This is a genomic window from Senegalia massiliensis, assembly GCF_009911265.1.
Lineage (GTDB): Bacteria > Bacillota > Clostridia > Tissierellales > SIT17 > Anaeromonas > Anaeromonas massiliensis_A.
On the sequence record NZ_QXXA01000005.1, the window covers coordinates 122,150 to 147,043 of the forward strand.

Genomic DNA, 24,894 nt, shown 5'->3' on the forward strand with positions numbered 1-24,894 from the left:
TTTAATATCCTCCTTTAAATTTTATATTATTTAATATTTTGTAGTTGTTCCATTACTAATCTTGTTATTGCTTCAACATCTAAATCAGCATTTGAATCATTTTCTTTGCATTTATTAGTTTCATATTCATCCGCTAAATCTTCTACTTCTTTTACTCCATATGCTAATCTCTTTATATCTATTAGATTTAAAGGACTTACATTATCTGATGTAGCACTACCACCTACAGCACCACAACCTAAAGTAAGTGCTGGAGATAAATTAGTAGTTGCACCTAAAGCTCCTTGTGCTGATGGAGTATTAACTAAAATTCTAGATGCAGGTTTCTTAAGTGCAAATGCCTTTATTATCTCTTCATCTTTTGAATGAATTGATAATGTATGACCAAGTCCTCCATAATTTAATAACTCAATACATTTATCACATGCACTATTCCAATCTTCTTCAGAATAGAATCCAAGTATTGTAGATAGTTTTTCTCTTGAAAATGGATATTTAATTCCTACATTAGTTTCTTCAGCTATTAATACTCTTGTATTATTTGGAACTTTAATTTCTGCCATTCTAGCTACTTCTTTAGCAGATTTACCAGCAATTTTTCCATTAAACTTGCCTGACTTATCTTGAATTACATCTCCTACTTTCTTTTTCTCAACACTATTTAAAAAGTATGCACCTTGTTGTACAAGAGATTTTTTAACTTGATTCTTAATGCAGTTTTCTGTTACAATTGCTTGCTCTGAAGCACATATTGTACCATTATCAAATGTTTTACTATCTAATATTCTCTTTACTGCTAAATCTATGTCAGCAGTTCTTTCAATAAATGCAGGTACATTTCCAGGACCTACTCCTAAAGCTGGTGTTCCTGAACTATATGCTGCCTTTACCATAGCTGAACCACCTGTAGCTAGTATTAGGCTTACATCATCATTTTTCATTAAAGCACTAGTTCCCTCCATATGAGGTATTGTTGTGCAATTTATAGTACCTTCTGGAGCACCTAATTCTTCTGCTTTCTTTTGAAGTATATCTACTGTTTCTTTTATACTATTTAGTGCTGAAGGATGAGGACTAAATACTATTGTGTTTCCAGATTTAACAGATATAAGTGATTTATAAATAGCTGTAGATGTAGGGTTTGTTGATGGAATTAAACCTGCAACAACTCCAACTGGTGTAGCTATTTCTACTATTTTTCTGTGTTTATCTTCATTTATTATACCTATAGTCTTCATATCTTTTATATAGTCATATACTGCTTTACTAGCAACTTTATTCTTTACTATTTTATCTTCATATACTCCAAATCCTGTTTCTTCTGCTGCCATTTTTGCTAGTCTATCAGCTTGTTTATATGCCTCTTCAGCCATTCCTTTAACTATTTTATCTATTTCTTCTTGACTTTTAAGCTTCAATTTCTGTTGAGCATTTTTAGCTTTTTCTACTAAATCCCTTACTTCTTGAATTGAGCTTAAGTCTTTATCTTTTATATGCACTTACTTCACCCTTTCGTAAAACTTTAGTATTGCATCTATTAGCTCGTTTTTCTTAGAATATTTAATTTTATTTCTTTCTATTGGAAAAAAATCACTATATTTATCATCCAATTCTCGAGCTATAGTTCTTAACTTAACTGTTTTTTTATTTTTAAGATTTTCTTTAGTATGAATTTTTATATCAAATGAACTGCTATCTTCATTTGATTTTTCTTCTTTATTTGACTCTTTTTGTGATTCTTGATTTTGCTCTTTCTTTTCTTCTGGCTCTATTTTGTCTTGTAGTTTTGAATCTTCTTTTTCTTCTTTTTCTTCTTTTTCTTCTTTTACTTTCTCTTTAATATCTTCTTCATTGCTGTTCTCATTTTCCCCTACAGGCAATATTTTTTCAATACCTTCGCCAGGTCTAGGTATTACATGAGAAGATATTAAACTACCTACTTTTTTAACCGCTGCTTCTGCTGCATCTATAGATGCTTTTACTGCTCCTACATCACCTGTTATATGAATAGTTACAAGTCCTCCTCTTACAAATTCACACCCTAACAACTTCACATTAGCTGATTTTACACATACATCTGCAGCTTCAATTGCTCCTATATATCCATATGTTTCTATCATTCCTAGAGCTTCATTTTTCATCATCATCACCACAGCTCATACTAATATTTAACTGGATTATCAGCTACACTATTTACTGCAGCTGCAAATGCATCACATGCTGCCTTACATGCTGATTGACTACCAGTCAATAGTCCTCCACCAAAGTTAGTTTCAGATGGTGGTCCATAAAATTCTACCATCTTAACATCTGCAGCTTTTAGAGCAGCATCCATTGCATACATAGACTCTATTGGTGGTGCTATAAGGTAAGCTACAGCTTCCCCTTCTCTAATTCCACACATATCAGATATAAATGATCCTGTTCTTGAAATACAATGAGCATAATATACTATAGAATCATCATCATTTGCACTATAGAAGCACGCATCATTTTTAATAAAATCAACTGCTGCATCTAAACCACTTCTTACTTCTGCTGGTGTAGGTCCTGATAGAATGCCTATAAACTCACCTGCAAGTTTTGTGTTTGCATTGTCTGCTCCACCATAGAAAGATTTAGCATATGCTACTGCAACTTCTGCTTTCTTTGTAGCATCATCTAATGCAGTGTAACCTACATCATCAACATTTGTTGTTATTAATCCTATACTCTTATGTCCTGGTTTTAGTTCTAATGCTTTCGCTAAGTCATCATCCACATTTGGAATCAATTTAACACTTAATACCTCTGCACAAATTGGATCATTTTTCATGAATAATCCCTCCTATTTATAATTCTAAATCTAAACCACTAGTTTTTTGTTTTACCATTTCATTTATAATGTGAGCTATATGAGCTCCTGCTTCTACTGCAGCAGTACCATCTTTATGAATATTTGAAACTACATTTCTTCTTGCTTCTGGCATTCCAACTGTTGCTTTATATGCTATATATGCACTCATACTTTCTCCTGTTGCAAGTCCAGGTCTTTCTCCTACTAAAAGACAAGTAACATCTGCTCCAGTAACTTCTGAAACTACATCCATTGATGGAACTCGTCCATATTTAATAAAGAATGGTGTTCCAAGTTCAAGTCCATATCCTTCTAAACCTTGCTTTAATGTTGGAAGTATATCTCTAATATTAGCTTCAATAGCTGTAGAACTTAACCCATCTGCAACTATTATTTGAACTTGTGGATTCTTTTTGCAGTTTTCTTTTATTTTATTTATCTCTTCATCAGCAAATTGTCTACCTAAATCTGGTCTAGTTATATATTGATCTTTATCTTTACACTTTGTTTTAACTGTAAAAAGATCCATTTCTTCAACAATTTTTTCATCTACACTTGTAAATACTGCATCCATTGCAACTGCATGATCTGCTCTAAATCTTAAAAGTGTACTTGTCTTACATCTTGGTCCAGATCTCCAAGCACCTACTCTAGCAGCTGTATTCTTTTTAAGCTCTAGATACTCTTCCTTATTTTCTGGTTCTGGCACTAATAATTGTTCCCTTAAATTCACTTCAGTTATATCAGACAATTCACTATTATCTACATCCGATACTTTTGTTTCTGGTAAAGAACATTTATCACTATTATCAGAAGGTTTACCATCTAATTGTGATAATACTTGTTCTACTATTTCCTTTAAATCTTTTTCAGATACCATTTAATTCACCTCTCCATTTTTCAATGATTATAATCTATATTATTTTAAAAAGATTGATGCATCTCCAGCTCTTTCAGTTAAAACTCCATTTCTTGTTATTCCCATTTTTTCTGTCCACTCATGGAATTCTTTTATAGGTTTTAAGTTCATTAATTCTCTTAAAGCTGCTATATCATGATAACCTGCTGATTGATAGTTAAGCATTACATCGTCTCCAAGTGGAGTACCTATTATATAATTACATCCTGCATTGTGTAATAATATTGAAAGATTTTCTATATCATTTTGGTCAGTTTTCATGTGGTTAGTGTAGCATACGTCAACTCCCATTGAAATTCCACTAAGTTTACCCATGAAGTGATCTTCAAGTCCTGCTCTTATAACTTGCTTGCTATCATATAGATATTCTGGTCCTATAAACCCAACAACTGTATTTACTATAAATGGATCATATTTTTTAGCTAATCCATAACATCTAGCTTCTAATGTTACTTGGTCTACTCCATGATGAGCATCAGATGATAACTCTGAACCTTGTCCTGTTTCAAAATACATTACATTAGGTCCTGCTGAAGTACCTTCTTTTAACATTAAATCTCTAGCTTCTTCTATTAATTTAGCATTTACTCCAAATGCTTCATTACCTTTTTCAGATCCTGCTATACTTTGGAATATCATATCTGCAGGTGCACCTTTTTCTACTGCTTTCATTTGAGTAGTAATATGAGCTAATACACTTGTTTGTGAAGGTATTTCCCATTTGTTTTTAAGGTCTTCAAATGCATTTAATACTTCAGTAACCTTGCTAACACTGTCATTTACAGGGTTTAATCCTATTACAGCATCACCAATACCATAAGATAATCCTTCCATAGCAGAAATTAAGATTCCTTCTACATTATCTGTTGGATGGTTAGGTTGAAGTCTTGCAGAAGCAGTACCAGGAACTCCTATTGTTGTATTACAAGTAGCAGTTATTCTGATTTTACTTGCAGCATATATAAGGTCTAAGTTTGACATTAACTTTGTTACAGCTGCAACCATTTCACTTGTAATTCCTCTGCTGACTCTCTTAATCTTGCTTTCTGTAGTTTTATGATCTAACAGCCATTCTCTAAATTCTCCAACTGTCCAATTCTTTATTTCTCCATAAATTCTTTCATTTACTGAGTCTTGAATAATTCTAGTAACTTCATCTTCGTCATAACCAATAACAGGGTTATTTCTTAAATCCTTAAGTGTTAAATTACTTAATACCTCTTTTGCAGCTATTCTTTCAGTTGTTGACTCTGCTGCAACTCCTGCTAAATTATCCCCTGATTTTTCTTCATTGGCTTTAGCTAATACTTCTTTGATTGATTTAAACTGATATACATCTCCAAATAATTTAGTTTTTAATATCATACATTTTCACCTCTTAGTTTTATAATTAATATCCAAATGCTAATGTCTTGATTACAACAGGAACAACCTTACCATTTGCTAAAGGTTTCCCTATATCTATAAAGTCACCATTTTTTACCTTTACACTATCTATACAAACTATATCTTTGTTGTAACCTAAAAGTCTGTTTATGGTTTGTCCTAATGCTTTTGCTATGTCATTTTCCACAATAACTATTAAGGGTTTTTCAGTATCTATTATTTCTTTCATACCTTCAATGACACTCTTGGCCAAAGATTGCAGCTCATTAAAGCTTATATTCTTCACCCCCTTCAATGCTAAAGCTATTAGTTGATTACCATCTTCTAAGTTAAACCAATTAAGCTTTTCCTGGATTGCTCCACTTAAGCTATGGTAATCTAACTCTTCATCTTGACTTGAAAGTTTTAAAATAGGGATGTTTTTAAATGGGAACATATCTTTTGTAAAAGTAATAGTACTTCCACTTATATCAGTAGTGTGAGTTCCTGCTCCCACAACAGTAGCTCTTATGGTTTCAGATGGCTTGTGTACTTTGAACTCATCAAATAATATACTTTTTCTTATGCTTTTACCTAAAACCACACCTATATCGCCATATTGAAAACTTTCTTTGTTTGCTTCAGCATCATATATGCAATCTGCAACTCCACCTGAAAAAGAAATATATTCTATATCATATTCTTTTTTAAGTCCCTTTGTAGTTAATATCAAATCTAGATCTTTACTATTTTGCTTAACTCCTATACCTAATGCCTCTTCAAGCACATCTGACATTTTATCTGTTACATAATTTAATTCATGCTGATTTATCTTTTTTCCAACTTCTAAATCAATATCTATATTTTTAGCAAGTTTTTTTATTTTGTCTGATACATATTCAATTTTCATGGTCTCAGGATTTACTTTAATTAATCTGCCACCTATATCTAAACAAGTAGTATCAATAACCTCACCTCTATCAAATATAGATATATTTGTAGTACCGCCTCCAATATCTAAATTTGCTACTACTGTTTTTTCTTGTTTAGAAATCACATCAGCTCCTGCACCTTTTCCAGCAATTATAGATTCTAAATCAGGCCCTGCAGTAGCTACTACAAAATCTCCTGCTAATCCACTCAATTTTTCTAAAACTAAGTTAGCGTTTTCTTTTCTAGCTGTCTCTCCAGTTATTATTACTGCTCCTGTATCTACATCTTTAGGTGATATATTAGCTTTTTTATATTCTGACTCTATAATTGTCTTTACATATTCACCATCTATTTCAGTTATAGATTTTAAAGGAGTATAATAAATATCACTTTTATATATAACTTTTTTATCTACTATATTTACTTTCGGTATAGCAAAAGAAGAAGCTGTATTTTCAATAAATAGTTTGCTAAAAACTAATTGAGTAGTAGAAGTACCTATATCTATTCCTACACTAAGTATTTGCTCCATCAATTAAATTCCTCCAGTCAAAATAGCAAAAGGAGCCTAAAGGGTATGTGTATACATACCGCTCTAGGCTCCTTTGCCTTCTCCAAACACTCCATTGTGTTATATTATTCGTTTTTAAAATCAAAAATTACTTTTGTACCATTTGATGTGGAATCCATATTCAAATGTCCTTGTAGTTTATCCTTGACAATACTTTTTACTATCTCAAGGCCTAAACTATGTTTTTTATTTTCATCTATATTAAAACCACGACCATCGTCAATTATAGAAATACTAGAATATAATATACCCTTTTGTACAGATATTTCTATATTTCCTTCAGCCTTACCTTTAAAAGCATGCTCCAAAGAATTTTGTAATAATTCATTTACTACTAATGCTATTGAAGTAGCTTTATCAGAATTTATAGTTATACTATCGCCTTTTATTTTTATATTTATTTTTTTCTTATAAGGTAAACCTAACCTTAAAGTGCTATTTTTTATTTTATTTATTATAGTTTTTAAATCTATATCATCTATACCATTTTGAGCTAATATCTCATGAGTAACAGCAATACTAAGCATTCTATTTATACTTTCATGAAATGCCTTTTTTACTGATTCATTTTTTACTCTTCTAGATTGAAGACTTAAAAGACTAGCTATTGTTTGTAAATTATTTTTTACTCTATGATGTATTTCCCTTATGGCAACAGATTTTAAAATTAATTCTTTTTCCTTTTGTCTTACCTCAGTTATATCTTTTATCAGCATTGTAATTCCTATTATCTTATTTTCACTTTTCATCAATGCATATTTTAACTGTAGTACAAATTTACCTGCAGTAATTTCCGTCTTTCTCAAGCTAGGTTCATTTATAACTTCTATAATAGAATTTTCATCTAAAGATACGTTGTTAAAATCCATTCCTATTACAGGATCTTTATATCCTAATTTTTTATAAAGTTCTTTTGCAACTGGATTTGCATAAGTTGCTATCCCCTTTTTATCAAATATAACTATGGCATCATTAACATGATAGGTCAAAGAATGTTTACTATCTTCAAAATTTAGTAATGTCTCTGTAAGTTGTTCCGTAGTCTCTGTAAGCACTTCCATTTTGTGTGTCTCATTTATATCTCGAGTTATATCTTGTTCCATTATCAAACATGCTATAACATCTTCATTATTATTGTAAATTGGTACAACACTTTGTCTTACTGTTTTATTTTCCTGTGTTATAGCTTTTAAATCACGTGTAGGCATTCCTATTTCTAAGGTTCTAAGAGCAGCTGGTTCATTTTTTCTAAAAGCTAATTGACCAACAACTGAATTCTTATACATAGAAATAGATGTAGTAGGTGATGCCTCTGCAACAACTATAGCAGTATCTGAATCTTCAGTTAAACAATCTATAAATATATCTGCTTTTACTAAATTAGCTATCAAAGGTAATACCCTTGATACTTCATTTATTTTATCTATATCAGAATCAGAAAGGGTAGTGTGTTTTTTACATATTTCTCTAATGATAATGTCCCCCTCCATTCTATGAATTACTCATTATAATTGCAGATGCAATATCTTGCATAGGACAACGTTTATCCATGCTTAGTTTTTTAATTTTCTTATATGCTTGGTCTTCAGTAATATTATTCGTTTCCATCAATATACCTTTTGCTTTTTCAATAACCTTTCTTGCTTCTAATTTGTCTTTAGCTGTTTTTATATCTTTTTTTATTTCTTGAATTTCTCTACCTTTAGCTATAGCAACCTCAATAGCAGGTATAAGATTTGGTTTGTTTATAGGCTTTACAATATATCCCATAACTCCAATTTCTTTTGCTTGTTTTATAAACTCTGGTCCACTATAAGCTGTCAACAGTATCACACTCTTAGCAATATTATCTTTTAATATTACCTTAGATGCTTTCATCCCATCCAATATAGGCATTTTAACATCCATAAGAACTAAATCAGGATTATACTCTTTACATAATTCTACTGCATCGAACCCATCAGAAGCTTGCCCTACAACGTTGTAGCCTTCTTCCTCTAAAAACTCCTTAAGGTCCATTCTAGTAATAGGCTCATCATCGGCTATCACTATATTATATTTCATAATATTATGCCTCCTTGATACAATTTTAGAATATTAATCATTAATATAATTTTGTATATCTTTTATGCCTATATCTTCTTTTGAACTTACTTTAAATATTTTTTGCGCTCCTGCTAATTCAAGACATTTTATAGAATCTTCAATATAGATATCTTCTTTATCCACTTTTGTGACTATACCTATCACTGGCTTCGTGAATATTGAAGCAAAGTTAGGCGGAAAAACACATCTTTTATTGCTTGAATCTTGAATTAATGCTATCTCATCACAATCATAAGATGCTATTGTAAGAGCATTATAATATCTTCTATTTTCTAAATACTCTCCTGGAGTATCTATGATATTACCATAATATTCTAAAGCTTGTGTCTTTTTATATTGAGTATTCATTTTTTTTAAAGACTGTATTAAAGTAGTTTTTCCACTACCAATTGAACCAATAATAATAATTTTTTTCATATTAACCTCTTTATGATCTAGTAATTTGTGCTGGAGTAAATAAAAGTGAGTCACTTAATACTGCTATTATTTCTTTTAAAGATGATTCTACACTTGATACATCTCCAGTAATAACTAAAGATCCACTAAACCTATCTATAAAACCTATTTCTACATCTGCTGATTTTGTAGCTACATCTGCTGCTATTATAGCTGCTTCACTAGGAGTTATAGTAAGTATACCAATAGCATCACTAAATTCATCATTTAGTCCCAACTTAACATATATACTCCTGTCAGGATTCGCAATAAGATGTGCTAAAGTCACTTGTTTCCCAGGAACAAATTCTTGTATTATTCTTTGTTTGTTTTCTTTTTCCATTTTAATCATTCCTTAATTAGTCTAAAAACACATAAAGCCCTACCCCAAAACATAGTTAACCGTTTCAGTGTAAGCCTCCTCGCTTTCTTACTGCACCCCATTGTACAATATATATTCAATTTTAAATCATTATAACATACCGTTTAAATTAAATCAATATCATATTAACAAAAATCATCATGCTATTTTTTTCCATTATATAAATCTTCATATATCTTTATAAAATCTGTTCTAGATGGAATTCTTGGATTGTTTTCTGTGCATATATCATTCATTGCTTTATCAACCATTTCATCTATAGCACTATAGAATTCTTCTCTTTCTATTCCCATATCTTTTAATGAATGTGGAATTTCAAGTTTTTCATTTAATATCTCAACTGCCTTTACAAGTGCATTTACACTATTTCTTTCATCTGGTACTTCTATACCTATACTTTTTGTTATATAAGCATATCTGCTTCGAGCTTGTTTCTCTTCTGAATTATACTTTATGATATGTGGCATTAACATAGCATTTGCTCTTCCATGAGGTATATGGAATCTAGCTCCTAATGCATGGGCCAAACTATGATTTATTCCTAGAGAGGAATTGTTAAATGCAATACCTGCCATGGTAGAAGCATTATGAAGTTTTTCTCTCGCAACCTCATCTTTTCCATCTTTAAATGCTTTAAGCAAATAACTAAACACTATCTTAATAGCCCCTTCAGCCAATGTATCTGTATAATCATTTGATTTTTTAGATACAAATGCTTCAATAGAATGAGTCAATATATCTAATCCAGTATCTGCAGTTACTTTTTTGGGTACTGTAATTGTAAATTTAGAATCCACTATAGCTAAATCTGGCATCATGATTGGATCATCAAAAGCTATCTTTTTGCCTTCCTTAGTATCTGTAATCACAGAGTAAGATGTTACCTCAGAACCTGTTCCACTTGTTGTAGGAATTGCTACAAAATATGGTTTCTTCATCTCTTTATTTTGATCCATTTTCATGAAAAAATACATCATTGCTTTAGCTGTATCAATAGATGAACCCCCACCAAGAGCAATTATACAATCTGGTCTTTCAGTTACCATCATATCTAAAGATTTAATTACTAAATCTACAGTAGGGTCTGGTTTTACCTCTGAAAATACATTATAATCAGATCCTTGTAAACTGAGAATATTAGTAACTTTTTTGGATATTTCAGAATCCACTATGAATTTTTCAGTTACAAGCATAACGTTTCTAAAGTCTTTTTCAATCAAGCATCCAATAGAACCTCTGCCATAAAGTATTTGAGGTCCTACCTCAAATCTATTCATTATATCACTCCTCATATTTATTTATTTATTTAATATTAAGCTAAATTATACTACATTAATTCTCATATTACAAACCTTTTAAATTTTTACCAATTTTAAAAATAAATATTTTTATGAGTTTTAATAAAGACATATTAAATGATATAATATATAAAACAAACATTGAAAAGAGGTGTATTAGATGAATGAAACCATATATATAACAGGACATAAAAACCCAGACTCTGACTCAATTTGTTCTGCACTTGCATATGCAGAATATAAAAATGGAAATGGAAATATAAATGCTATTCCAATAAGACTTGGAAAAATTAATAGAGAAACTAAGTTCATATTAGACTACTTTGGAGTTGAAGCACCCAAAGCTTTAGATACTATAAGACTTAGTGTAGAAGATTTAGATTTTGATAAAATTGCCCCTATTACTCCTGATATATCCTTTCGCATGGCTTTAGAATTAATGAAAAAGAATAATTTAAATAGTATACCTGTAGTAGGTGATAAAGAAGAATTATTGGGTATTGTAACAATTTCAGATATTATACAAGCATATATTGATGTATGGGATAATACAATATTAGGTAAATCTAAAGCATCAATAGACAATATCATAGACACGCTTTCTGCTAAACCCATATATATTCCAAATAAAATAAAAGAATTTAATGGAAAACTTTTAGTTCTTGCTATGGAACCAAATACTGTATCTAATTATATAGATAAGGATGATATTGTTATATGTGGAAATAGAAAAGATATTCAAAACAGTGCATTAGAAAAAGATATCTCACTTATGATTGTAACAGGAAATTTAGATGTTGAAGATGATATTATAAAAAAAGCAAAATCAAAAAATATCGCTATAATATCTACACCACATGATACATTTACTACATCTAGACTAATCCCACAATCTATTCCTGTTAACTATGTAATGACAAAGGAAAATTTAGTTTTATTTGATTTAGATGACTTAGTAGATGATGTAAAAGCAAAAATGAGCCAAACTAGATACAGATCATATCCAGTAACAGATAATACAAATCGTGTTGTAGGGCTTATCTCTAGATATCATTTAATATCAAGTAAAAAGAAAAAAATAATCTTAGTAGACCATAATGAAAGAAGTCAATCTATAGATGGATTAGAAGAGGCAGAAATATTAGAAATAATAGATCATCATAGAGTGGCAGATGTATTTACAGGTACTCCTATATACTTTAGAAATGAACCTGTAGGTAGTACTGCAACTGTTATTGCTTCAATATTTTTTGAAAATGGAAGAAGACCTTCAAAGAAAATTGCAGGAATACTTGCTGCTGCAATTATATCTGATACACTTTTATTTAAATCTCCTACTGCTACAAAGACAGATAAAGTCATGCTTAAAAGACTTGAAAAAATAGCTAATTTGAACGTTAAAGAATTCGCCATGGAAATGTTTAAAGAAGGAACATCTCTAATAGGAAAAACACCTGATCAATTATTAAGTGAAGATTTTAAAGTATTTACAATTGATGAAAATAAAATAGGTATAGCTCAAGTATATACCATGGATCCAGAAAGTTTAAAAGATATGAAAGCAGATTTACTTTCTCTTATGCAAAGAAGAATTGAAACAGAAGGGTATACAACATTTATCCTTATGCTTACTGACATTTTTGAGCAAGCTTCAGAAATGATAGTTGTAGGTGATAATAAGGAACTTATAGCAAAGTCATTTGGTAAAGAAATAAAAAATAATTCATTTTATGCAAAAGATGTACTTTCAAGGAAAAAACAAGTTGTCCCACCAATTACATCTGCTATAACTGCTGTAGAAGAAATATAGCTAAATCAAGATTTCTTTTAAAAAATACCAGAAAAAGTGTTATAATATTAATTATATTAGAAAAATCAGCTTATATTGAGTTTATAAGCTGATTTTTAATTAGGAGGAACTAAGTTGGGATTAATAAATGAACCTAAGACAAAAAGAGGGATGGAAACTTTAAATAAAATATGTAAATCTGCTGAACATCTATTTAGTGAAAAAGGTTATTTTGAAACTAGTATAGTAGATATTGCTCAAAAGTCTGAGGTAGCTCAAGGTACTATATATATATATTTTAAAGATAAGAAAAGTATATTTAGATATTTAGTAAAATATTTAGGGCAAGACTTAAGACAAGAAATTAAAAATGAAACTAAAGTTAAAACTTCAAGATATAATCAAGAATATGTTGGGTTAAAAACATTTTTAAATTTTGTAGGAGAACATATAGGAATATTTAAAATAATATGGCAAGCTCAATTTGTTGATATGGAACTTTTCAAGGAATATTATGAGGAATTTTCTAAAAGCTATATAAAAGGTATAGAAAGAGCTCAAGAAAATAATGAGATGAGAAAGATAGATTCAGAAGTATTATCATACTGCTTCATTGGTATTGCAAACTTTATTGCCTTAAAATATATAGTTTTTGATAATGAAAATGACTATAATGATATAGTTGAATCTGCAATGGATTTTATTAAAAATGGTGCTTTTTTTAATGAGTAATATTAAAAATATAAAAAATGAACTATTAATTCTTAGAATTAATAGTTCATTTTTTATATCAATTATTTTTTAAGTAAATACTCTATATTACCAGCTAAGTGCTCCATTATGCCTATTCCTTCTGTATCTTGCTCTGCATTTATTTGTCCACCTGCACCTGCTACTCCTATATTCCAGTAATTTGAGCCTACAACTGTACAATCATTAACTGTTGCCCATAACACTAATTGTGAGAATGCAAAGGTTTGACCAGTTCTTCTAGCTACTGTTATAGGAGCAACTAATTTTCTAGAAAATGCTGTACCTTTCCAATTATAAGAAGATGATTCATCTACCATTTCATTAGCAATCCATCGTCCTGTAAACCCTGCTCTATCAAGTAAACTTTTTAACTTTGGTGTAATTGAAGCATGATAGACTGGAGAAGATAATATTATAACATCTGCTTTTAACATTTTATTAAAAATCTCCTGAAAATCATCTTTAATACTACAGGATTGATTCTCAATACAATAGTAACAACCTGTACATTCTGAAATATCTTTTCCAATAAGTGAAATAAATTCAGTTTCAATATCTGACTTTTTTAATTTAGATAATACTACTTTAGTAAAGAACTCAGTATTTCCATCTTTTCTTGGACTACCACATATTGCTAATACTTTCATAAAGATACCCCCTATTTATTATTTTATATTAAGCTTTGCCCCACTTAACAGCTGTTGCTGCCCATGTATAACCTGTTCCAGCACCTAATAAAACAGCTAAGTCTCCATCTTTCAACCTATTTAGCTTTTGTCCTTCAAATAATGATATAAATGCATCTGATGATTGGCAATGACCATATTCTTCTAAAACAAATGAGTTTTCTTCAGATAATCCAAAACCTTCTAATATACCTTCTAATAAAGATCTTTTCATAAATATTGGAGCTAAATAGTTTATATCATTAATTTCATATCCGCTTTTTTCTATTGATCTCTTAATTACTTTATTAAAATTATCAAAACTAATTGGGTCTAGTCTTGATTTCATATCGTTTATATCCTTTACATCTAAAAATCTATTCTTAAATTTAACATCTTTTGAATTATTAAAATTTTTACATCCAACACCATATACTGCAACATCTTCTGCAAATGAACCATCTGTAATCATAGCAGTTTCTAATATTATATTCTCATTTAATCCCCTTTGTAATAGTATAGCAGAAGCTCCATCACCAAAGTTAAACATAAATCTTGAATTATGATTAGTATAATCTATTATTTGAGTCTCTTTTGAAGAGGATACTAATAATACATTATTTAAATTTTTATCATTTAACATCATACTTTTAAGAACTTTTAGAGAATATACTCCTGCAGAGCAAAGAGAATGAATTTCAAAAGCATTGGCATTTACTGCTCCTATTTTATTTTGTATATCTGCTGCACAATTATATAGATAGTAATCTTTATATTCACTACCACAATATACTACTAAATCTAATTTCTCAGGATCAAATCCATTTAGTGCTTTCTTTGCAGCTCTTGCACCCATTTCTGAAACAGTTTCTTCTTCAGATGCTTGATGTACTTTTTTAATACCGAATTTTTCTCTTATCACATATTCTGGTATTTCTGATAATTCTGATATTTTTTTGCTGTCTTTAATTTTTTTAGGTATATATATACCAATATTCTTTATTCCTATATTCATTTATATCCTCCTAATTATCATCACTTGTGCCATATAGTTCCATAATTTTCCCAACTACAATCTTGCCTACATTATTTTTAGGTATATCTTCTACAAATGTAATGTATTTTGGAACTTTATAATTAGCTAAATTCTGTTTTAGTTTTTCTTGAATTTCTTCTTTCGAGATTTGCATATTAGCTTTAAGTGAAACAACTGCTTTTCCTACTTCTCCCCAAACTTCATCAAATACTCCAAATACACATACTTCATTTATTTCTGGAATTTTATATATATATTTTTCTATTTCAGGAGGAAATACATTTTCTCCACCACTTATAAACATATTTTTCTTTCTTCCAACTATATAGTAATATCCATCTTCATCAACCTTAGCCATATCTCCTGTATGAACCCATCCATCTATCAATGTTTTATTAGTTTCTTCTTCGTTATTCCAGTATCCTGAAAAGATTTGTGGTCCACTCCAAAGTAATTCTCCAACTTCATTAACTCCTACTTCATTATTGTTTTCATCTACTACTTTAGTCATTGTTAAATACATAGGTTTACCAACTGAAGCAAATTTTTCTTTTATTTCTTCATCAGTCATAAACTGTACTGCTCCAGATAAATTGTTAGGTCCAGCTTCTGTCATACCATAACCTAATACAAATTTTAATCCTTTATCCCAGAACTGCTCCATTATATTAATAGGCGTAGGAGCTGCTCCTGCCATAATCCACTTCAAAGATGATAAATCAGCTGTTTTAAATTCTGGTAATTCTGCCATCATTCTAAATATAGTAGCTGCACCAAAAAGTACAGTTGTTTTTTCAGTCTCGATTATATCTAGGGTTTGTCTAGGATCGAATTGCTTATTAATTATTATTTTACCGCCTGCATGTAACAAGGGTAGAGTTAATAAATTCCAACCTCCAGTATGAAATAATGGTAATATAATATGTGCACTATCTTCATAATTAAGACCCCATGTGCAAATTTCATTCATTGAATTAAACAACTCAGCTCTATGGGAAATCATTCCACCTTTAGGTAACCCAGTAGTACCCCCTGTATGTATTATTAAATGAATATCTTCAAAATCTAAATCTTTACAATTTATAGGATTGTTATTATATTTCATTATCTCTTCATAATTTAAGTTATCTATATAAATATCTTCATCTAGATTTTGTAGTATAATATAGTTCTCAACATCTAATTTATCTTTTATCTTTGTAATAGATTCATTATATATATCTTCGTAAACAACTACTTTTGGCGTCTCACTATTTATAAGTTTTTCAAGTTCTTCTGAAGATAGTCTAGCATTATACGGAATCATAATAGCGCCTATTTTTCCTGTAGCATAATATCCATCAATTAGCTCAATTCTATTTCTAGAAATAAATGCTACTCTATCACCTTTTTCTACTCCAAGTTCATATTTAAGATAATTGGCTAACCTGTTAGCTCTATCATTTAAATCGTTATAAGTATAGTTAGTATCATTATCTGCATCATATACAGCTATTCCATGTCCATTGATTTTACTTCTAGATAATAAATAATCTCCTATCCAACCATTATTATACAAAGTAACCACTCCTTAAAATAGTATAGTATTTTTATTTACTAACCTTTACTATTGCCTCTCCATCTAACACTAAATTTTCATCTTCATCCTTTATTACAGTCAACATTCTTAATTTTCTTCTAGGTAATTTTTCTAAGACCTTAACTTCTATAGTTATATTAGAGTTTAAATATACAGGAGTTTTGAAATTCAATGTTTGATTAAGATATATAGTACCAAATCCTGGTAATTCTTTCCCTGTTACTTCAGAAATATAAGAAGCGATATGCATTCCATGACAGACTCTTTTACCAAATATAGATTTTCTTGCTACTTCTTCATCAACGTGAAAAGAATCTTTATCATTAAGAATTTCAGCAAAAGATTCAACATCTTTTACTGAAATTCTCTTATTCATAATTGCACTATCACCAACTCTTATGTCATCATAAGAAATTTGCTTTATCAACAGTATCTCATCCTTTATTAAAGCTCTATTACAGCTTCTACCTTTTTATCAAGAACTTCATCTTTTGCTAATAATGATACTACAACAGTAGTAATTATTGAAATTGTTATTACATTAAAGTACCATGGAAGAGCACCAGGCCAAGGTATTAAATTTAAAAATGAAACTATATTTAATATTAATGCCATAACTGAACCAGCCATAACTCCTTTTACACTAGCTCTTTTCCAAAGTAACCCAAGTATAAATACAGGGAATGTTGCTGACATGAGTGTTCCCCACCCAAATGTTCCTAATATAGCAACCATTTCACCTTGCGTTATAGAAAAGAATATTGAAGCTATTCCTATTACTGCCATTGCTCCTTTTGCATATTTCATTTGTTTTTCTTCACTTAACTTTATTCCAAATGCATCTGGTAAATCTCTAATTATTATATTAGAACTTATTGATAGGAATAAACTAGCAGATGACATTGCTGCAGCTAATACTGCTGCATATACAAAAAGTTGTACAATTAATCCTGAATAATCTGCAAATTCATATATTGCTCTATCTGGATTATCTAAAGGAGCAATTTTACCCGTACCTACTAAATATAATGCCCCGCTTGCTACTACTAATGTTAATAATCCAACTATTGTATGAGCTATAGCAGAATACAATCCCAATCTAGGCATATCTTTAGGATCTTTTAATGCATACATTCTAGTTAAAACTTGAGGTTGCCCTACAGTTCCTAAAATAGGAATAAGCATATATGCCATCGCTGCAACTTTAGGAAGGGTGCCCCAAGCATCTAAAATACCTGGAGAAAATTCCTTTGTAATATTGTTAGCAGTTACAGTTCCCGCTTCAGAAGTTACTTTTAAAACTTCTCCAAATCCTCCAGTCATTCTAAAGAAAGCTACTACTAATACTAATCCTGCAAGTACCATTACAAACCCTTGAAAAGCTTGAGTTAGTAATCCTCCAACTTCTCCACTAACAGACATATATATAGTTAATACTCCAAATATAACAAGTCCAGATACAAGTGGACTCCAGCCAACTAAATGACTAAAAAGTTCAGAACCTGCTTTTATTTGAGCAGATAAATAAGCTATACATCCAAGTAATAATGTTATTGACATACTTCCCTTTATAATCTTATTATTATTAAATCTTAAGTCAGAAACATCACCTAAACTAGCTACTTCACTAATTTCTGCCATGGCCCTAACCTTTTTACCTATAATTATGTATGCCATTGCAAATGCTGCTGAAGATAACATCCAAAAAGTCATTGCATTTCCTGTAGCATAGAGTATTCCAGGAATACCAACAAGAGCAAATGCACTAGCTACTGCAGCAGTACTAGATAACCCAACTACTAATGGTCCAAACATTCCTGTACTACCAAAATATGCTTTAGCAGTATTTGCTTTTCTTTTAGCCCACCATCCAATTGCAAATGAAATCAAAATCATACCAACTGAAAATGCTATAATTAAAGCTCTAGCTGTATTACTCATTATATTGCCCCCTTCTTTTCTTGTTCTTCGATAACTCTAATCTTTTCTTTAAAATCATTCCAATCTTTATCTGACATCCATTCATCTTTAAAAAACATAAATCCAAGTGTTAATGTAAGCATTCCACCAATCCAATATAAAAAAACTACTGGTGCAAAAGAAGGATGAAATCCTAATATCGTAAAAGAAGGCATTGCTCCTGCAAATTTAATTCCATAATAGTTTGCAAGAAAGAAACCTATAATCCATGTAATTGACCATGCTGCAAGTGGATAAAATAAAAATTTCTTAGAAACTACTCCTTTATTGGCAACCCCTAAAACCATGTATAAAAGCATCAATATTACCCCTAAATAAAGCCCTAACATATGATTGCCTGACCAGCCTAAAACATTTATCACTGTCCATAATATAGTAGTTAAAATTATTATGATAGTGATACCTTTTTCAGATAACTTCATTAAATCACCCCTATTTATTATTATTTACATGAATTATGAATCACTTCTCATGTTTATGATTTAATTATAATCTATAAAATGTTAAATGTCAAACGTTTTCAGACTTTTTTAAATTTTATTTTTTTTTGAATTTTTCTAACATAATTTGATTATAATTTGTGAAAATACTTATTTTAAAATATAATTATTGTAAGGTATAATTAATATAAAATATTGAGGTGAAAATATGTATAGAGCAATAGATTATAGAATATCTACTAGAAAATATAAAGATCAAAAAGTTTCAAATGAACATTTTAAAAATATACAAGATATTATAAAGGATATAAAACCACTCAATAAAGATATTCTAATGGATACCATAGTTTTAAGAGATGGAGAAAAGATAATAAATACATTTAAAGGATTTACATCAAAATATGCTAAAGTAACTGCTCCCCACTATATAGCATTTACTTCAAAGATAAAGGATAACTATTTAGAAAATATAGGATATATTGGTGAACAAATAGTACTAAATCTAACTAAATTAGGTATAGGAACTTGCTGGGTAGGTAGCCCAATAGATGAAAAAACCTTCAGACAAATTACAGATGTAAAAAAGGATCAAAAATATATTATACTCATAGCTTTTGGTTATCCAGAGAGAAAATTAGAAAAGAAAGAAAATAGGAAAAGAAAAGAAAATAAAAATATTTTATCTGGAAATATAAAAAACGAACTTATTCCAATAATAGATTCTCTTAGAAAAGCACCTTCTGCAATAAATTCACAACCTTGGAGAGTTCATTGTAGTGAAAATACTTTAAACGTATATATAGAATGGAAAAATATACTTACAAAAAAACTTCTAGAAAAAAATAATCATATTGATATAGGAATAGGACTAAGTCATATTATAATAGCAGCTAGACAATTAGGTTATGATGTGGAATTTATTAATAAGGATATTCAAAGTAGTAAAAACAAAAAATATATAATTACTATAAAAATAAAAAATGTGGATTAAAATATCCACATTTTTATAAATTCATATTATTTAATACATCTCTTAATTCTTTAAGTTCATCCTTTGTAAGTGTTATTCCTTTTCCCATCTTTTCATTATCAGGTGCCCAATCTCTTAAATCATATTTAGCATCCCTTGAATTCCAAGATATAAGATTTAGTTTCTTTTTCCAACCTGATTTAGATTCTGAAATTAATCCTATTTCTTCTAATATTTCATAATTTATTGCCATAAAATCACCCTTTATTATTTATTATTTTTTGTAACTCATTTTTAAACTTAGATACATCTCCATCAAATACTACAATATTTATATCCATTTCCTTTGCCCTATTTATTACATTCTCTTTTTCTGGATAATATGTACTTACGAGAATATCAATATTTTCACCTTTACTTATTCTCCTACTATACACATTAAGCTCATTTAACGCTTCTTGATCATACCCCTTACTATCCTTACAAGATATACATATAAGAGAAGAATCCACAGATGCAAGAATATCTAATTCATTTTTTACATTCTTCACATCTCTATCCCATAAAAATACAACACCTGTTTTTAAGTCATCTACATTATTTAGAGTTTTTACAACACTATATGTTATAAATTCAAGCCAATATCCAGAGATCAATATAAGACTTTTTGCAAATTCACTTTTAATATCCAATCTTATTTGATTTTTTCTATACTTATATTCAATATAATGCATATTTTTTAATATATTTAAGAACTCTAATAAAGAGTTTATATTCTCTTCCTCTAATTTACTTGTATTTATAAGTAATCTATTGTATATATAGTCATGAAATTCTATGTTTTTTCTATCTTTAAATATAGCTTTTACTTTTTTCCATTTATCATATTTTTTTATAATATAATTATAAATAGATTCTAATTTATCATCATTATATTTTGGAGTATTATCCCAAAGTATCTTTCCACCTGATATAGATATAAAATCATCTATATTCATATCATATAAATCCATATTTATTTTTTCTACTTTACCTTTTCTATATATAATGATCTCTGAATGTGCTACTTCTAAATAAGCATAATCAATAGTAAATATTTGAGAAAAGTTATAGATATATAGATTAACTAAAGTATCTGAACCAGTAATATTTATAACAGCTTCTTCATCTTTATATCTAAATAATATTTTTTCTAAACTTTCATAAAGAAGCCTATATATTGTTTCTTCTATTATTTCTATATCCTTAAAGTTTTTCCTATAATAATCCCTTATATCATCTGAATAAGCTTTTTTCTCATCACTACCATCATGAATAAGTACCAGTTTCTGAGGACTAAATGCATGTGTAGCAACTATATTAAAGTCATTATTTTCCCCAATCACATTTATAATTGTATTATATTTCTTCATGAAACTCTCCTTTTTTTAAGTTTAGAAAATACAAAATATATAGCTAGTCCAAAACTAGCACCAAAACTATCTATAAATACATCTTTTATAGATGGTCCTCTTCCTGGTATAAATGACTGATGAAACTCGTCTGTTGCTGCATATATTATTGATATTAAAAGAGCTATTATTATTGATTTAAAGCCAAAAATATTACTTGTTCTAAGTGCATTTATAAGGAGTATAGCAAGTATAAAATAAGCAGTAAAATGTGCTAACTTCCTTATAATATGGTGAAATAAATCTATATCCACCTTCAAAGATGGAAATATAGTATTTATCACATTTAACATCATTTCCGTTATTCCTGAACTTAAGCCTCCAGAGCTATCTCCAGATTGATGAGATAAATAAAATATTACACCCATCCATACAAAAACAGCTAAATATGATATTTTCTTCTTGTTATTTTGCTTCATAATCACTTTCCTTTTTAAGATAATATATCTTAATTATATTATCTTAAAAGTTATAAAGCAAACAAAATAGAATATCAATAAATCATATTCTCCTATAATAATTAATGCTCTTTTTAATAAATAATTTATGAAGAAAAACTCCAGCTAAAAATCCAAATATATGTGCCCACCAAGCAATATTTTGAGACAATTGACCTGCAAGTCCAGAACTAATTCCAGAAGATAATTGAATTAAAAACCATATTATAAGAAATATTTGTGCTGGAACTTGTATAAAAAAAGGAAAAATAGGAACTATAGTAAGCACTCTAGAATGTTTAAACATTAAAAAATATGCTCCCATAACTCCAGCAATTGCACCAGATGCACCAATTACAGGAACATATGATGAAATATCTGATAACATATGAAATATGGTTGCAATTACTCCTGTTAAAAGATAAAACAAAGTAAATCTTAAAGGCCCCATTCTATCTTCCACATTATCACCAAAAATCCATAGTGACCACATATTTCCCAGTAAATGAATTAAATTGCTATGTAAAAAAATATTCGTGATAAATGGAATATAAGCTAGTGGATTAAATATATTATATATAAATCTTATTGGTATGAAGCCATAATTAAAAACCATCTCACCAACCATTTCTTTCGGTATCATAGTTTGATATAAAAATATAAGTGCGTTTATTCCTATAACTATAAAGGTTGCAATAGGTCTTTTTCTACTTGGACTAGTATCTCTTAAAGGAATCATGATATCACCTCCTATTCAAATTGATTATATGTATTATACCCATTAAAAATAGATGATACCCTTTTGTATCATCTATTTAAATATATTTTAGTTATCTTTTTCTATTAAGTTTTCAGTTTCTATTGTTATTTTAATTTAATCGTTTAATTTTTAACGCATTAGTTATCAAAATACTATTACAAATTAAATTTTTTATTGATTTTTAAATAATATAATATTTCATTCTATAAATTATAGTTTACAGCAAACTTAGATACTGCATCTTTGCCTTTTTTTGTTACATAAATTTTTCTTTTAAACAAGCCTTTTTCAATAATATACCCTTGTCTTGTTAGATGGGAAGTTACACTTGATACTTTTAAAGAACTCCACCCCTCTTTTTTAATAAATTTATTTAAAGCACTTGGAGTTTCAATTACTATTTTCAATAAATTTATATATGATTTATTCAACCCAACATTAATTATTTCTTCTTCATTATTATCTAACTTTGATAATACTTCTTTAGATTTCTCAGTCAAATTAAATTCATAAAATTTGCTACCAATTAAACCTGCTCTTTCTATATAACCACCTCTATCAAGCTTTTCGATTGATATACTTGTGGTATTAGAGTCTACACCAAGTGCATCAGTGATATCTGACATATATATATGACCATTTCTTATTAATTCTAATACTATTATATCTTCTTTATTTAATTTAACGGACTCTCTCTTTCCTTCATTAACTTTAAATTTCCAATCACTTTTACCATAATATTTAGATTCTTTAAATGTATTAGCAATTACTCCTACTACTACAGTTATTAAGAATCCTACAATTGCAAGATGTGTCCATTTTCCTATGCTAAAGATGCCCATCAAATCTGTTAAAGTTAAGATTGCCATTGAAATCATTCCTGTAACTACACCCCAAAGAGCTCCATTTGAATTGAATTTAGGCCAAATAGCTCCAAAGCAAAGCAATACTGCAGGTGGCACTAACCAAGCGTTAGCAAAAGCAAATAAATAAGTAGGTCCACCAGGGAAGTAGCATAGTAACCATGTAAAGATCCCAATTATTAACATCATTATTTTACTTACTTTTAAGGTTTTCTTACTGTCAGCATTAGGGTTAATTGTTCTTTGATATATATCCCTAGTAGCTGTAGATGTTGCACCTAAAGTAGCTGTAGATGCTGTAGATATTGATGCTGCTACCGACCCAATTATAATAAAGGATGATATAAAAGGTGAAAATACCCTTGCAAAAACTCCATAAGCAGCTGTAGGTAAATTGCTACCTCCTGCTAAAGTATAAGCTTCTGGTGTTGAAGCACCTGCATAGGCGCCTATTATAGCAAGTGGTACCATAAATACTACTATCAATAATAATCCAGCAATAGTAAAGGATTTTTTACCTATTTTTTCATTCCTACAAGATGCAAGTTTTATCCAGTAATAATTATTGCCCCAAACCAAAGCTGCACCGAATAGTAATACAAACGTTAACCCACTAGGATATTTAAAAGACATAATAGGCATGCTCATACCACTTATACCTTCTGTAAATATATTTGCTCCACCCCAGTTTGCCTGTAAAAATTCAATACCCCCAAATTTACTAACTGCTAAATATAAAAATATAGGTATTGCTATTATACCAACCGATACTTGAAAAAAATCAGTTATTGTTGCTGCCCATAAACCACTTATATAAGTGAAAGCAAGAATTATTAAAAATATTAAAGATATTACAATTTCTTGAGGCCAACCTACAAAACCTGAAATTATACCAACACAAGATACAATATTATTAGCTAATATTCCACATAAACCTATAATAGTTCCGTAAGAAACCACATTTCTTACCTTTCCATCATATCTCATTTCAAGAAATTCAGGTAAAGTTTGAGCACCACAAGTCCTTATAAATTTAGAGAATACTTGACCATATAATATTAAACCTAGAGCTGCGTATACAAATCCCCAAATAAAAGACCCTCTTATTCCAAAGTTAATTGCATAACCAGGAGCAAGAGATACAGTAGTGCCCGCAAATCCTATTGCAGCAACTCCCATGATATTTATAAGCAAACTTACTTCTCTTCCTGCCAATATATAATCCGAAGTTTCTGATACCCATTTCTTTGTATATACACCTGCACCCACCATTATTGACGCAAAAATAACAAACATAATACTAAATATCACATTTATATCCATTAA

At 29.4% G+C, this 24,894-nt stretch carries 25 protein-coding genes; 3 read left to right on the top strand and 22 right to left on the bottom strand.

Going from position 1 to position 24,894, the window contains the following annotated elements; translation table 11 throughout:
* Positions 1-26: 26 nt before the first annotated feature.
* The 11 genes from D3Z33_RS04740 to D3Z33_RS04790 all read right to left on the bottom strand — a co-directional run bounded on the left by D3Z33_RS04740 (position 27) and on the right by D3Z33_RS04790 (position 10,824).
* Positions 27-1,499 carry an acetaldehyde dehydrogenase (acetylating) gene (locus D3Z33_RS04740; RefSeq protein ID WP_160196636.1) on the bottom strand — a complete coding sequence of 491 codons (1,473 nt, stop codon included), beginning with the start codon at positions 1,497-1,499 and terminating at the stop codon, positions 27-29.
* On the bottom strand, positions 1,500-2,141 hold the full coding sequence (locus tag D3Z33_RS16900) for a BMC domain-containing protein (RefSeq protein WP_201750430.1): 642 nt from the start codon (positions 2,139-2,141) through the stop codon (positions 1,500-1,502). It lies immediately after the preceding gene.
* Between the two features lie 20 nt (positions 2,142-2,161).
* A complete protein-coding gene (gene eutL, locus D3Z33_RS04750) occupies positions 2,162-2,815 on the bottom strand; it encodes an ethanolamine utilization microcompartment protein EutL (protein ID WP_130805641.1) in 654 nt (217 codons plus the stop codon).
* A gap of 16 nt (positions 2,816-2,831) precedes the next feature.
* Positions 2,832-3,716: an ethanolamine ammonia-lyase subunit EutC gene (gene eutC / locus D3Z33_RS04755; protein ID WP_160196637.1), complete on the bottom strand. Its 885-nt coding sequence runs from the start codon at positions 3,714-3,716 to the stop codon at positions 2,832-2,834.
* 39 nt (positions 3,717-3,755) lie between these two features.
* Positions 3,756-5,120: an ethanolamine ammonia-lyase subunit EutB gene (locus tag D3Z33_RS04760; RefSeq protein ID WP_160196638.1), complete on the bottom strand. Its 1,365-nt coding sequence runs from the start codon at positions 5,118-5,120 to the stop codon at positions 3,756-3,758.
* Positions 5,121-5,145: 25 nt separating this feature from the next.
* Positions 5,146-6,588 (bottom strand): ethanolamine ammonia-lyase reactivating factor EutA, encoded by a 1,443-nt coding sequence (eutA, locus tag D3Z33_RS04765; RefSeq protein WP_160196639.1) that lies wholly within the window; start codon positions 6,586-6,588, stop codon positions 5,146-5,148.
* A gap of 101 nt (positions 6,589-6,689) precedes the next feature.
* Entirely contained in the window at positions 6,690-8,114 is a 1,425-nt protein-coding gene (locus D3Z33_RS04770) for a sensor histidine kinase (protein ID WP_201750431.1), read from the bottom strand.
* 1 nt (position 8,115) lies between these two features.
* The gene (locus D3Z33_RS04775) at positions 8,116-8,688 is read right to left on the bottom strand and encodes an ANTAR domain-containing response regulator (protein ID WP_160196640.1); all 573 of its coding nucleotides are present in this window, start codon (positions 8,686-8,688) and stop codon (positions 8,116-8,118) included.
* A 33-nt stretch (positions 8,689-8,721) separates the two neighbouring features.
* Complete coding sequence (locus tag D3Z33_RS04780) at positions 8,722-9,147, bottom strand: EutP/PduV family microcompartment system protein (protein WP_160196641.1); 426 nt, start codon at positions 9,145-9,147, stop codon at positions 8,722-8,724.
* A gap of 10 nt (positions 9,148-9,157) precedes the next feature.
* The gene (gene eutS / locus D3Z33_RS04785) at positions 9,158-9,508 is read right to left on the bottom strand and encodes an ethanolamine utilization microcompartment protein EutS (protein ID WP_130805635.1); all 351 of its coding nucleotides are present in this window, start codon (positions 9,506-9,508) and stop codon (positions 9,158-9,160) included.
* A gap of 182 nt (positions 9,509-9,690) precedes the next feature.
* The gene (locus D3Z33_RS04790; RefSeq protein ID WP_160196642.1) at positions 9,691-10,824 is read right to left on the bottom strand and encodes a 1-propanol dehydrogenase PduQ; all 1,134 of its coding nucleotides are present in this window, start codon (positions 10,822-10,824) and stop codon (positions 9,691-9,693) included.
* A gap of 181 nt (positions 10,825-11,005) precedes the next feature.
* Between D3Z33_RS04790 and D3Z33_RS04795 the strand changes: the two genes are divergently transcribed.
* A complete protein-coding gene (locus D3Z33_RS04795) occupies positions 11,006-12,655 on the top strand; it encodes a putative manganese-dependent inorganic diphosphatase (RefSeq protein WP_160196643.1) in 1,650 nt (549 codons plus the stop codon).
* Positions 12,656-12,769: 114 nt separating this feature from the next.
* Positions 12,770-13,366, top strand: coding sequence for a TetR/AcrR family transcriptional regulator (locus D3Z33_RS04800; protein WP_160196644.1), 597 nt, complete (start codon positions 12,770-12,772; stop codon positions 13,364-13,366).
* A 62-nt stretch (positions 13,367-13,428) separates the two neighbouring features.
* On the opposite strand, the gene D3Z33_RS04805 is transcribed toward D3Z33_RS04800, so the two are convergent.
* Genes D3Z33_RS04805 through D3Z33_RS04830 form a run of 6 tightly spaced genes read right to left on the bottom strand, consistent with a single transcriptional unit; the run spans position 13,429 to position 19,069 of the window.
* Entirely contained in the window at positions 13,429-14,034 is a 606-nt protein-coding gene (locus D3Z33_RS04805; RefSeq protein ID WP_160196645.1) for a flavodoxin family protein, read from the bottom strand.
* 28 nt (positions 14,035-14,062) lie between these two features.
* Positions 14,063-15,067, bottom strand: a complete 1,005-nt coding sequence (locus D3Z33_RS04810; protein WP_160196646.1) for a 3-oxoacyl-ACP synthase — start codon at positions 15,065-15,067, stop codon at positions 14,063-14,065.
* Between the two features lie 10 nt (positions 15,068-15,077).
* The gene (locus D3Z33_RS04815; RefSeq protein ID WP_160196647.1) at positions 15,078-16,646 is read right to left on the bottom strand and encodes a class I adenylate-forming enzyme family protein; all 1,569 of its coding nucleotides are present in this window, start codon (positions 16,644-16,646) and stop codon (positions 15,078-15,080) included.
* 31 nt (positions 16,647-16,677) lie between these two features.
* Complete coding sequence (locus D3Z33_RS04820; RefSeq protein WP_160196648.1) at positions 16,678-17,094, bottom strand: MaoC family dehydratase; 417 nt, start codon at positions 17,092-17,094, stop codon at positions 16,678-16,680.
* A 17-nt stretch (positions 17,095-17,111) separates the two neighbouring features.
* Positions 17,112-18,608, bottom strand: coding sequence for a sodium:solute symporter family protein (locus D3Z33_RS04825; protein ID WP_160196649.1), 1,497 nt, complete (start codon positions 18,606-18,608; stop codon positions 17,112-17,114).
* Positions 18,608-19,069, bottom strand: coding sequence for a hypothetical protein (locus D3Z33_RS04830; protein WP_160196650.1), 462 nt, complete (start codon positions 19,067-19,069; stop codon positions 18,608-18,610). The genes D3Z33_RS04825 and D3Z33_RS04830 overlap by 1 nt, the downstream gene beginning before the upstream one ends.
* Before the next feature lie 226 nt (positions 19,070-19,295).
* Here D3Z33_RS04830 and D3Z33_RS04835 point away from each other — a divergent pair, with 226 nt between their 5' ends.
* Complete coding sequence (locus tag D3Z33_RS04835; protein ID WP_160196651.1) at positions 19,296-20,078, top strand: nitroreductase family protein; 783 nt, start codon at positions 19,296-19,298, stop codon at positions 20,076-20,078.
* A gap of 13 nt (positions 20,079-20,091) precedes the next feature.
* Here D3Z33_RS04835 and D3Z33_RS04840 read toward each other — a convergent pair whose 3' ends face one another.
* From D3Z33_RS04840 to D3Z33_RS04860, 5 genes are all read right to left on the bottom strand, one after another.
* The gene (locus D3Z33_RS04840; RefSeq protein ID WP_160196652.1) at positions 20,092-20,310 is read right to left on the bottom strand and encodes a YdbC family protein; all 219 of its coding nucleotides are present in this window, start codon (positions 20,308-20,310) and stop codon (positions 20,092-20,094) included.
* Positions 20,311-20,314: 4 nt separating this feature from the next.
* A complete protein-coding gene (locus D3Z33_RS04845; RefSeq protein WP_160196653.1) occupies positions 20,315-21,469 on the bottom strand; it encodes a Card1-like endonuclease domain-containing protein in 1,155 nt (384 codons plus the stop codon).
* A complete protein-coding gene (locus D3Z33_RS04850) occupies positions 21,466-21,927 on the bottom strand; it encodes a VanZ family protein (RefSeq protein WP_160196654.1) in 462 nt (153 codons plus the stop codon). The genes D3Z33_RS04845 and D3Z33_RS04850 overlap by 4 nt, the downstream gene beginning before the upstream one ends.
* Positions 21,928-22,009: 82 nt before the next feature.
* Positions 22,010-22,684: a rhomboid family intramembrane serine protease gene (locus D3Z33_RS04855; protein WP_160196655.1), complete on the bottom strand. Its 675-nt coding sequence runs from the start codon at positions 22,682-22,684 to the stop codon at positions 22,010-22,012.
* Between the two features lie 224 nt (positions 22,685-22,908).
* Complete coding sequence (locus D3Z33_RS04860; RefSeq protein ID WP_160196656.1) at positions 22,909-24,891, bottom strand: sodium:solute symporter family transporter; 1,983 nt, start codon at positions 24,889-24,891, stop codon at positions 22,909-22,911.
* Positions 24,892-24,894 lie beyond the last annotated feature (3 nt).